Raw genomic sequence first — 10,793 nt, forward strand, 5'->3', positions numbered from 1 at the left:
ATGGTCGTGGCCCGCACCGCGTAGGCCCCCACCTTGGTGGGGGTGGTTGCCCCCAACGAGCCCGCACCCCCGGCCACGCGTGGCCTACACTGCGGGTTCTTCCGACGGAAACGCACGCGTGGTCTCCAGCTGGATCCTGCTGCTGGTCTCGGTTGCCTATGCCGCGCTGCTGTTCGGCGTGGCGTGGTGGGGTGACCGTCGGCCGATGTACCCCGACCGGCCGTGGCTGCGGCCGGTGGTCTACAGCCTGGCGCTGGCCGTGTACTGCTCGTCGTGGACGTTCTATGGCGCGGTCGGCACCGCCGTGCGCAACGGCGTGGGCTACCTGCCGATCTATATCGGCCCGCTGCTGCTGCTGCTGTTCGGCTGGCGCATCATCGAGCGCCTGGCGCTGATCGCGCGCAGCCAGAACGTGGTGTCCATCGCCGACTTCATCTCTTCGCGCTTCGGCCGCTCGCGGCGGCTGGCGGCGCTGGTGGCGATCATCGCGCTGATCGGCATCATTCCGTACCTGGCCCTGCAGTACAAAGCGGTGGCGATGAGCCTGCAGGTGCTGACCGGCAACACCGGCCCGACCGGGTTCTTCACCGACCCGGCGCTGTACGTGGCGTTGCTGATGGCGTTGTTCGCCACCCTGTTCGGTACCCGCCAGGTCGATGCGACCGAGCACCACCACGGCATGATGCTGGCGATCGCCTTCGAATCGGTGATCAAACTGCTGGCGATGCTGGCCGTGGGCGTGTTCGCCTACCTGTGGCTGAGCAACCGCACCGACGCGGTGGTCGAGTCGGTCCATACGTTGTTCACCGGGCTGCCACCGGTGGGCTTCATCTCGCAGACCCTGCTCAGTTTCCTCGCCATCATCTGCCTGCCGCGCCAGTTCCACGTGGCCGTGGTCGAGTGCGGTGACGTGCGCGATGTGCGCCGCGCGCGCTGGATGTTCGGCGGCTACCTGGTGCTGATCTCGGGCATGGTGCTGCCGATCGCCACCGCCGGCGTGACCCTGTTCGGCACCGGTGGCAGCGTCGCCGACGATTCGATGGTACTGGCCCTGCCGTTGGCCGAGGGCCGCAACGCGCTGGCGCTGATCGCCTACGTGGGTGGCTTCTCGGCGGCCACCGGCATGGTCATCGTGTCGTCGATCGCGCTGGCCACCATGGTCAGCAACGACCTGGTGATGCCGGTGTTGCTGCGCCGTAGCGGTGACCACCAGGAGGCCGCCGACGTCGCCTCGCGCGTGCTGTGGATCCGCCGCCTGGCGATCCTGCTGCTGGCGCTGATGGCCTACAGCTACTACCGCACCAGCAGCAACGACAGCACGCTGGCCTCGTACGGCCTGATGGCGTTCGCGGCGGTGGCGCAGTTCGCGCCCGGCCTGATCGGTGGCCTGTACTGGCGCGGTGCCAGCCGGCGCGGCGTTGAAGTGGGCATGCTGCTGGGCTTCGCCACCTGGCTGTACACCCTGCTGCTGCCGGCGATGACCATGGCCGGCTGGGTCGATGCCGCCTGGGTGCAGCACGGCCCGTTCGGCATCGAGTGGCTGCGCCCGCAACAGCTGTTCGGCATGACCGGCTGGGATCCGCTGACCCACGGCACGTTCTGGTCGCTGCTGGTCAATGCGGCCACGATGATGCTGGTGTCTGCGCGCTGGCGGCCCGGCGTGGACGAACGGCTTCGCGCTGCACCGTTCCTCGACCCGTATGCCGAGCGCCCGTCGGTGGCGGGTGGCTGGCCCGGCCACGTGCACGTGGGCGATCTGTTGGCACTGGCCTCGCGCGTGGTCGGTGAACGCCATGCACGGCGTTCGTTCTTCGAACAGGCACAGTCGCTGGGGCGTGAGCTGCAGTCTTCGGCACCTGCGGACCGACCGTGGGTGCAGTTCACCGAGCGTCTGCTGGCCGCGTCGATCGGTGCGGCGTCGGCACGCCTGCTGCTGACCAGCCTGTTGCGTGGTTCGGGCATGGACCTGGGCGAAGTGGTGGCGGTGCTTGACGAAGCGGGGCAGGAGCTGCGCTTCAACCGCGAGATCCTGTCGACCACGCTGGAGAACATCAGCGCCGGGGTCAGCGTGGTCGACCCGGACATGCGACTGACCGCTTGGAACCGCCGCTACCAGGACATGTTCGGCTACCCCGACGGCATGCTCTACGTGGGCCGCCCGGTGGCCGACCTGATCCGCTACAACGCCGAGCGTGGCGAGCTGGGCGAGGGCGATATCGAAGTGCAGATCAACCGCCGCATCGGCTACATGCGCGCCGGTTCACCGCACGTGTTCGAGCGCACCCGCAGCGATGGCAAGGTGATCGAGATGCGCGGCCAGGCGCTGCCCGGCGGCGGTTACGTGACCAGCTACAACGACATCACCGACTACAAGCACGCGGAAAAAGCGCTGCTGGAAGCCAATGAGACGCTGGAACAGCGCGTGGCCGAGCGCTCGCATGAAGCAGAGGTCGCGCAGCAGTCGAAGACCCGCTTCCTGGCAGCGATCAGCCACGACGTGCTGCAGCCGCTGAACGCCGCAAGGTTGTTCGCTTCCGCGTTGCGCGACAGTGATCATGTGAGCGACGAGCAGAAGCATCTGGCCGAGCGCGTGGACGCGTCGTTGCGTGCGGCCGAAGAACTGCTCGATGGCCTGCTGGATGTGTCGCGGCTGGATGCCGGCGGCCTGCACCCGGTGATCGGCGAGTTCGACGTGAGCGCGCTGATGCGCGAACTGGCCGCGCAGTACACCCCGGTCGCGGCCGGCCGTGGCCTGCGCCTGGACCTGTTCGCGCGCCCGGCCTGGGTACGCAGTGACCGTCGCCTGCTGCGCCGGGTACTGCAGAACTTCCTGGCCAATGCGCTGCGCTACACCCGCCAGGGCCGCATCGTGCTGGCCGTGCGCCAGCGCGGCGACGAAGTGGAACTGCAGGTGTGGGATACCGGTCCCGGCATTCCCGAGCATCACATGCGGCAGATCTTCGACGAGTTCCACCGCTACCAGCAGCCGTTCGACTGGGGCGAGCAGGGCCTGGGCCTGGGCCTGTCGATCTGCCAGCGCATCTCGCGCCTGCTCGACCATCGGCTCAATGCGCGCAGCCGGGTCGGTAGAGGGTCGATGTTCTCGATCATCCTGCCGCGGGTGGCGCCGCTGCCGGGCTACACCGAATTGGCGACCCCGGTACAGGCCGTCGCCGCGCCGGTGCGCAGCGATTCATTGGCCGGCCTGCACGTGCTGTGCGTGGACAACGACGAGGAGATCCTCGACGGCATGCGCGCGCTGCTCGGCCGCTGGCAGGTGCAGGTGATCACCGCCGCAACCGTCGACCAGGCGCTGGAGAAGATCGCCGAGCGCCCACAGGTGATGCTGGTGGATTACCACCTGCACGACCGCATGGATGGCCTGGACGCGCTGGTGGCGCTGCGCGAGGCAGCCGGTTACCCGCTGCCGGGTGCGCTGCTGACTGCCGATGGTCGCGATGAGCTGAAGCGGATGGCGCGCGAACGGGGTTACCGCGTGCTGACCAAGCCGATCAAGCCGGCCTCGCTGCGCGCCTTCCTGGGCGCGCTGCGCGACGCGCAGTAGTGCCGGCCGCTGGCCGGCAACCACGTAATCGCGGATGTGTTACCCCACGCCGTGCAGGTGTTCGTACAGGATCGTCGCGCCGATGATCACCAGGATCACGCCGCCGATGATCTCCGCACGCTTGCCCACCATGCTGCCCAGTACGCGGCCGAGCATGATGCCGACGGTGACCATGGTCAACGTGCACAGGCCGATCACCGCAGCCATCACGCCGATATGCACGTCCATGAAGGCCAGGCCGATACCCACCGCCATCGCATCGATGCTGGTGGCGAAGCCGGTCAGCGCCAGCTTCCAGAAGCCGTGGTGCTGCGAGGGATCTTCATCGTCCTCGGCGCTGTCCGGGCGCAGGCCGTTGTAGATCATGTGGATGCCCAGCGCGCCGAGCAGGCCGAACGCGATCCAGTGGTCGAAGGCTTCGACGTACTGCAGGGCGGCCCGACCGAGCAGCCAGCCGATGATGGGCGTGATCGCCTCGATGACGCCGAAGATGATGCCGGCACGCAGTGCGTCGCGGAACACCGGCTTGCGCATGGCCGCACCCTTGCCGATCGCCGCGGCGAAGGCATCGGTGGACATGGCAAAGCCGATCAGGAGGATCGAAAGGGGGGACATGGGCGGCGGCTGAGGTCGGGCTGGGACGGACGCACGGCCTGCGCTCGCGCCCAACCTGACGTTGCGCGCGCGGGCCGTTGGTCTCGCCAACCATCATGGTTGTCCACGCCACGGCGCACTGGCCGAGTATGTTGACGTGGACGATTCCTGCGAAGGAATCCGGCTACTCCCCAAGGGGACGCGAAGCTTAGCACCGCGATTCGCGCGTGGCGCATTTCCAGCGAAACGCGCAGGCAGGGCTGGTTTGTATAGCGATGGCTATATCGAGAGCGCAGCGGTGCCGGGTAGTGCCGGCCGCTGGCCGGCATGCGCAACGGCGAGAGCGTGCCAAGCAAGCTTGGCACCTACCGAAGCGGTTTCGGGTGTTTTCAGGAGCTGAAGGCGATTGCCGGCCAGCGGCCGGTACTACCTTCAGTCTTCTTCCGGCGGCAGCACGATGGCGTCGTCGTCGATCGCCAGCTTGCCGGCCATCAGCACCGCCTGGGTGCGGTTGGTCACGCCCAGCTTGCGCAGGATGGCGGTGACGTGCGCCTTGATCGTCGCCTCGGAGACGTTGAGGTCGTAGGCGATCTGCTTGTTCAGGCGGCCGGCGCCGAGCATCTGCAAAACGCGGAACTGCTGGGGCGTCAGCTCGCGCAGGCGCTGGCCGACTTCGCGTTCTTCGCTGCCGGTGGGCGGCACGTTGTGCGCTTCCGGTGGTGCCCAGGTCTCGCCATCAAGGATGGTGCCCAGTGCATGGCCGATGGTGTCCGAGTCGGCCGACTTCGGAATGAAGCCCAGCGCACCGTGGTCGAGCGCGCGGCGCATCACCGTCGCTTCTTCGCGCGCGGACACCACCACCACCGGCAGGTGCGGGTGCAGCGAGCGCATGTGCACCAGCGCGTTGAAACCCTGCGCACCGGGCATGTTGAGATCCATCAGGACCAAGTCGGCGTCGTTGTGCTGGTCGGCCAGTGCATACAGCGCTTCCACGCTGTCGGCCTCGAACAGCTGCACGCCGGGGATGACCCGTTGCACCGCCCCACGCAGGGCTTCGCGGAACAGCGGGTGGTCATCGGCAATCAGGAGGGTGGTCATGGTCGGGGGGAACCGTGGGGGGGAAACTCTATGGGGTCAGAGCCCTTTCCTGGCGGAAAGGGCTCTGACCCCGGGTGACGCATCAGCGCACCTTGCGCTCGTCCACCAGCGACGCCACCACCGACGGGTCGGCCAGGGTCGAGGTGTCGCCGAGCTGGTCCGGCGCGTTCTCGGCAATCTTGCGCAGGATGCGGCGCATGATCTTGCCCGAGCGGGTCTTCGGCAGGCCCGGTGCCCACTGCAGGTGGTCCGGCGTGGCGATCGGGCCGATCTCCTTGCGTACCCAGGCGACCAGTTCCTTCTGCAGTTCGTCGCTCGGCGCTTCTTCGGCCACCAGGGTGACGTAGGCGTAGATGCCCTGGCCCTTCACGTCGTGCGGGAAGCCGACCACGGCCGCTTCGGCCACCTTCGGATGCGAGACCAGCGCGCTTTCCACTTCGGCGGTGCCGATGCGATGGCCGGACACATTGATCACGTCATCGACGCGGCCGGTGATCCAGTAGTAGCCGTCCTCGTCGCGGCGGCAACCGTCGCCGGTGAAGTAGCTGCCCGGGTAGGTGCGGAAATAGGTATCGATGAAACGCTGGTGGTCGCCGTACACCGTGCGCATCTGGCCCGGCCAGGAATCACGGATGATCAGGTTGCCCTCGGTCGGGCCGTCCTGGATCTCGCCATCGGCATTGACCAGCGCCGGCTGCACGCCGAAGAAGGGCAGGGTGGCCGAACCCGGCTTGAGGTCCATCGCACCGGCCAGCGGCGAGATCAGGATGCCGCCGGTCTCGGTCTGCCACCAGGTATCGACGATCGGGCAGCGGCTGTCGCCGACCACCTCGTAGTACCAGCGCCAGGCTTCCGGGTTGATCGGCTCGCCGACGCTGCCAAGCAGGCGCAGCGACGCGCGCGAGGTCTTCTTCACCGGCTCCTCGCCTTCGCGCATCAGTGCACGGATGGCGGTCGGGGCGGTGTAGAAGATGGTCACCTTGTGCTTGTCGATGACGCTCCAGAAGCGCGAGGTGTCCGGGTAGTTCGGCACGCCTTCGAACATCAGCGAGGTCGCGCCGTTGGCCAGCGGCCCGTACACGATGTAGCTGTGGCCGGTGACCCACCCGACGTCGGCGGTGCACCAGTAGATGTCATCCTCGCGCAGGTCGAACACCGCTTCATGGGTGTAGGCCGCGTACAGCAGGTAGCCGCCGGTGGTGTGCAGCACGCCCTTCGGCTTGCCGGTGGAACCGGAGGTGTAGAGGATGAACAGCGGGTCTTCCGCGTTCATGCGTTCCGGCTCACAGCTGGCCGGCTGGCTGTCCACCACATCGTGGAACCAGCGGTCGCGCGGCGCCTGCATTTCCACCGCGCCACCGGTGTGGCGCACCACCAGCACGGTTTCCACGGTATTGGTACCGGGCAGCTTCAGCGCCGCATCGACGTTGGCCTTCAGCGGAATCTTCCGGCCACCGCGCAGCCCCTCGTCGGCGGTGATGATCAGCTTGCTCTGGCAGTCGCTGACGCGGTCGGCGATCGAGTTCGGCGCGAAGCCACCGAACACCACCGAGTGGATCGCGCCAATACGGGCGCAGGCCAGCATGGCCACCGCGGCGTCGACGATCATCGGCAGGTAGATGGTGACCCGGTCGCCCTTCTTGACGCCGAGGTTGCGCAGCGCGTTGCCAAGGCGGCAGGTGCGCTCGTACAGCTCGCGATAGGTCACGTGCTGGGCCGGTGCATCCGGGCCGTCCGGCTCGAACAGCAGGGCGGTCTTGTCGCCGCGCGTCTCGAGCTGGCGGTCCAGGCAGTTCACGCTGGCATTGAGCTCGCCATCCTCGAACCACTTGATGTGGAAATCGGACAGGTCGTAGCTGACGTTCTTGATCTTCGTCGGCTTGCGCATCCACTGCAGGCGCTCGGCGGCCTTGCCCCAGAAACCATCCGGGTCGGTCACCGAAGCCTGGTACTGCTGTTCGTACGACGTCTTGTCGATGCGTGCCTTGGCGGCGAACTGCGGATCGACGGGGTAGATATCAGCCATGGCACCCTCACTTGCACGTTGACTTTGTATGTGCGGTCGCAGCATCGCAGCGACCGATCCCCCTCAGTTTGCCCCATCCACCCCCGGCCGCGTCACCACCCTGGTTAGACCATGGTCGAAAGTGAGCGCCCCGCAGGGCCGGGTTCGACCAATGGCCAATAGCCGCTGTGCGCGAACGCCCCGCAGTCTCGGCTCGACCGTGCCCCACGCGCGGCATCACCTTGCCACTTGGGAGAGAGGGCAACATGAGCCACCGTACGTTGAAAGCCGTGCGCAAACCTTTGGCGGCCTGCCTGTTGGTCGCCCTGGTCGCACCGGGCATGGCGTTCGCAGAGACCGCCAAAGAGAAAGCGCTGGAAGCACGCGTTGCCGAACTGGAACGCCAGGTCCAGCTGCTGCTGTCTTCGCAGCAACAACAGCAGACCCAGATCAGCCAGACCCAGCAGGCGGTGACCGAAGTCCGCACCGTGCAGGCCGAGCAGAAGCCGGTCGCACAGGTGCCGGCCGGCAAGCAGCCGATCCAGGTCACCACCATCACCCCGGGCGCCGCGCCCGGCACGACGGTCAAGATCGGCGGCTTCATCAAGGCCGACTTCCTGGCTACCCAGACCAGCGATGGCCAGCTGGCCGACGACGCCACCGGCCGCTCCCTGTACCTGCCGGGCCAGACGCCGGTGGAAGGCGCCGGCGGCAGCGGCAAGCGTTCGGGCACCGACTTCAACGCCCACGCCAAGTTCTCGCGCTTCAACCTGGGCATCGACAACGTGAGCGAATCCGGCAACAAGGCCGGTGCGTTCTTCGAGATGGATTTCTTCGGCAACTCGCTGGGCAACCAGACCGCCACCAATACCTACGGTGTGACCCTGCGCCACGCCTACATGTACTGGAACAACTGGATGGCCGGCCAGACCTGGTCCAACTTCATGGACGCGGCCGCACTGCCGGAAGCAGTCGACTTCGTCGGCCCCACCGACGGCGTGATCTTCGTGCGCCAGGCCCAGGTGCGCTACACCCAGGGCGGTTTCAGCGTCGCGCTGGAAAACCCGGAAACCACCACTCTCACCGGTACCCGCAACCCGGTCACCGGCGCCTGGACCAACGCCAGCGCCAACTCCGATCGCGGCAGCTTGCCTGACCTGACCCTGCGTTATGGCTGGAAGGGCGACTGGGGCACGTTCGGTGTCGGCGGCATCGTCCGCCAGCTGAAGGTCGACAACCAGGCCACCGGCGCCAAGGCCGACAAGGTGGCCGGCGGCCTGACCCTGGGCGGCAAGTGGGTGATGGGTGACAGCGACTCGCTGCACTACCAGCTGACCGGCGGCGAAGGCATCGCCCGCTACATCGGCCTGGGCATCACCGCCGACAGCGCCTACGACGTGGCCCGCGACGAGCTCAACCCGACCGGCGTGCTTGCCGGTTACGTGGGCTGGCGGCATGCGTTCTCGCCGAAGCTGCGCACCAACCTCATCTACGCGCGCAGCGACTACGACAACGACAGCATCCTCGGCCCGCTGGTGACCAAGAGCGTGCAGAGCATCCGCGGCAACATCTTCTACTCACCGCTGCCCAAGGTCGATATCGGTGCCGAGCTGATGTACGGCCGTCGCGAAGTGGAGAACGGCAACAAGGGTGACATCACCCGGTTGCAGTTCACCACGAAGTACAGCTTCTGATCGAGTGCCGACCAACGGTCGGCACCTACCGAGATTGAGTGCCGACCAACAGTCGGCACCCACCAACAACGATTGCTTCGGAGGGGAAGCGTCTTATGTCCAGCACTGCATCAAGCCCGCACAATCCAGCGGGCACCCTGACCAAGGGCCACAAGAAGGTCATCTTCGCCTCGAGCCTGGGTACGGTCTTCGAGTGGTATGACTTCTTCCTGTACGGCTCGCTCGCCGCCATCATCGCCAAGCAGTTCTTCAGTGGCGTCAATGAAACCACGGGCATGATCTTCGCCCTGCTGGCCTTCGCTGCCGGCTTCTTCGTGCGTCCGTTCGGCGCGGCCTTCTTCGGCAGCCTCGGCGACCGCATCGGCCGCAAGTACACCTTCCTGGTCACCATCCTGATCATGGGCATCTCGACCTTCCTGGTCGGCGTGCTGCCCAACTACGCCTCGATCGGCTTCGCCGCACCGGTGATCCTGATCATCCTGCGCCTGGCCCAGGGCCTGGCGATGGGCGGTGAGTACGGCGGTGCCGCCACCTACGTGGCCGAGCATGCGCCGGACGACAAGCGCGGCCTGTACACCAGCTTCATCCAGTGCACCGCCACGCTCGGCCTGTTCATGTCGCTGCTGATCATCCTGGCCTGCCGCTACTTCCTCGGCAACGAAGCCTTCGAAGCCTGGGGCTGGCGCATTCCGTTCCTGGTCTCGATCCTGCTGCTGGGCGTGTCCGTGTGGATCCGCCTGCAGCTGAGCGAATCGCCGCTGTTCCAGCAGATGAAGTCCGAGGGCAAGGGTTCCAAGACCCCGTTCCGTGACAGCCTGAAGGGCGGCAACCTGAAGCTGATGCTGCTGGTCCTGCTGGGTGCTGCGGCTGGCCAGGCGGTGGTCTGGTACGGCGGCCAGTTCTACGCGCTGTTCTTCCTCAGCAGCATGCTGAAGGTCGATGCCACCACCTCCTACCTGCTGATCGCGGCCGCGCTGGCGCTGGGCGTGCCGTTCTTCATCTTCTTCGGCTGGCTGTCCGACCGTATCGGCCGCAAGAAGATCATCCTGGCCGGCTGCCTGCTGGCCGCCGTCACCTACATCCCGATCTTCAAGGGCTTGACCCACTTCGCCAACCCGGCCATCGAAGAGGCCCGCAGCAGCTCGCCGGCCCTGGTCGTGGCCGATCCGGCCACCTGCTCGTTCCAGTTCGATCCGGTCGGCCTGCGCAAGTTCACCAGCTCCTGCGACGTGGCCACCGCCGCGCTGACCAAGGCCGGTGTGCCGTACGACGTGCAGCCCGCCGCCGCCGGTTCGCTGGCGATGGTGAACGTGGGCAGCGCCAGCGTCACCTCGTATGAGGCAGCCGGCCTGACCAAGGAAGAGGGCAAAGCCAAGGCCGATGCGTTCGGTGCGGAACTGAAGACCGCCCTGACCACCGCCGGCTACCCGGCCAAGGCTGACAGCTCGCGCATCAACTATGCCGGCACCATCCTCATGCTGTGGCTGCTGGTGCTGTACGTGACCATGGTCTACGGCCCGATCGCCGCCTACCTGGTTGAATTGTTCCCGACCCGCATCCGCTACACCTCGATGTCGCTGCCGTACCACATCGGCAACGGCTGGTTCGGTGGCTTCCTGCCGGCGATCTCGTTCGCACTGGTGGCCGGTACCGGCAACCTGTACTACGGCCTGTGGTACCCCATCATCATCGCGCTGATGTCGGTGGTGATCGGCGGCCTGTTCCTGCGCGAGACCAAGGACGTGGATATCACCAAATAGCCGGCGTGCCGACCATCGGTGGCACCCACCGGGTTTCAGGGGCCGCGGTGCAGACCGCGGCCTTTTTGTTTCCCTGT

Annotated in this window: 6 protein-coding genes and 1 riboswitch; of the genes, 3 read left to right on the plus strand and 3 right to left on the minus strand. The window is 66.7% G+C overall.

Annotated elements, in window-relative coordinates; all coding sequences use genetic code 11:
- Positions 1 to 118 precede the first annotated feature (118 nt).
- Positions 119 to 3,565, plus strand: coding sequence for a PAS domain-containing hybrid sensor histidine kinase/response regulator (locus V3B30_RS07465; protein WP_262084194.1), 3,447 nt, complete (start codon positions 119 to 121; stop codon positions 3,563 to 3,565).
- A gap of 39 nt (positions 3,566 to 3,604) precedes the next feature.
- On the opposite strand, the gene V3B30_RS07470 is transcribed toward V3B30_RS07465, so the two are convergent.
- The 3 genes from V3B30_RS07470 to acs form a co-directional block, all read right to left on the minus strand.
- Positions 3,605 to 4,180 carry a manganese efflux pump MntP family protein gene (locus tag V3B30_RS07470; protein ID WP_100474818.1) on the minus strand — a complete coding sequence of 192 codons (576 nt, stop codon included), beginning with the start codon at positions 4,178 to 4,180 and terminating at the stop codon, positions 3,605 to 3,607.
- 88 nt (positions 4,181 to 4,268) lie between these two features.
- Positions 4,269 to 4,358: riboswitch (yybP-ykoY riboswitch) on the minus strand.
- A 233-nt stretch (positions 4,359 to 4,591) separates the two neighbouring features.
- Complete coding sequence (locus tag V3B30_RS07475) at positions 4,592 to 5,257, minus strand: response regulator transcription factor (RefSeq protein WP_006477308.1); 666 nt, start codon at positions 5,255 to 5,257, stop codon at positions 4,592 to 4,594.
- Positions 5,258 to 5,339: 82 nt separating this feature from the next.
- Positions 5,340 to 7,283, minus strand: coding sequence for an acetate--CoA ligase (gene acs, locus V3B30_RS07480; RefSeq protein ID WP_262084195.1), 1,944 nt, complete (start codon positions 7,281 to 7,283; stop codon positions 5,340 to 5,342).
- A gap of 245 nt (positions 7,284 to 7,528) precedes the next feature.
- Here acs and V3B30_RS07485 point away from each other — a divergent pair, with 245 nt between their 5' ends.
- On the plus strand, positions 7,529 to 8,956 hold the full coding sequence (locus tag V3B30_RS07485) for a DcaP family trimeric outer membrane transporter (RefSeq protein WP_197633290.1): 1,428 nt from the start codon (positions 7,529 to 7,531) through the stop codon (positions 8,954 to 8,956).
- 95 nt (positions 8,957 to 9,051) lie between these two features.
- A complete protein-coding gene (locus V3B30_RS07490) occupies positions 9,052 to 10,716 on the plus strand; it encodes an MFS transporter (protein WP_100474815.1) in 1,665 nt (554 codons plus the stop codon).
- Positions 10,717 to 10,793 lie beyond the last annotated feature (77 nt).

Origin of the sequence: Stenotrophomonas sp. SMYL41 (assembly GCF_036319965.1) — a bacterium.
Classification (GTDB): domain Bacteria; phylum Pseudomonadota; class Gammaproteobacteria; order Xanthomonadales; family Xanthomonadaceae; genus Stenotrophomonas; species Stenotrophomonas maltophilia_R.

Excerpts from the sequence above, each read along its gene's own strand:
- V3B30_RS07470 (WP_100474818.1), bottom strand. The coding sequence starts at position 4,180 with ATGTCCCCCCTTTCGATCCTCCTGATCGGCTTTGCCATGTCCACCGAT.
- V3B30_RS07475 (WP_006477308.1), bottom strand. The coding sequence starts at position 5,257 with ATGACCACCCTCCTGATTGCCGATGACCACCCGCTGTTCCGCGAAGCC.
- acs (WP_262084195.1), bottom strand. The coding sequence starts at position 7,283 with ATGGCTGATATCTACCCCGTCGATCCGCAGTTCGCCGCCAAGGCACGC.
- V3B30_RS07485 (WP_197633290.1), top strand. The coding sequence starts at position 7,529 with ATGAGCCACCGTACGTTGAAAGCCGTGCGCAAACCTTTGGCGGCCTGC.
- V3B30_RS07490 (WP_100474815.1), top strand. The coding sequence starts at position 9,052 with ATGTCCAGCACTGCATCAAGCCCGCACAATCCAGCGGGCACCCTGACC.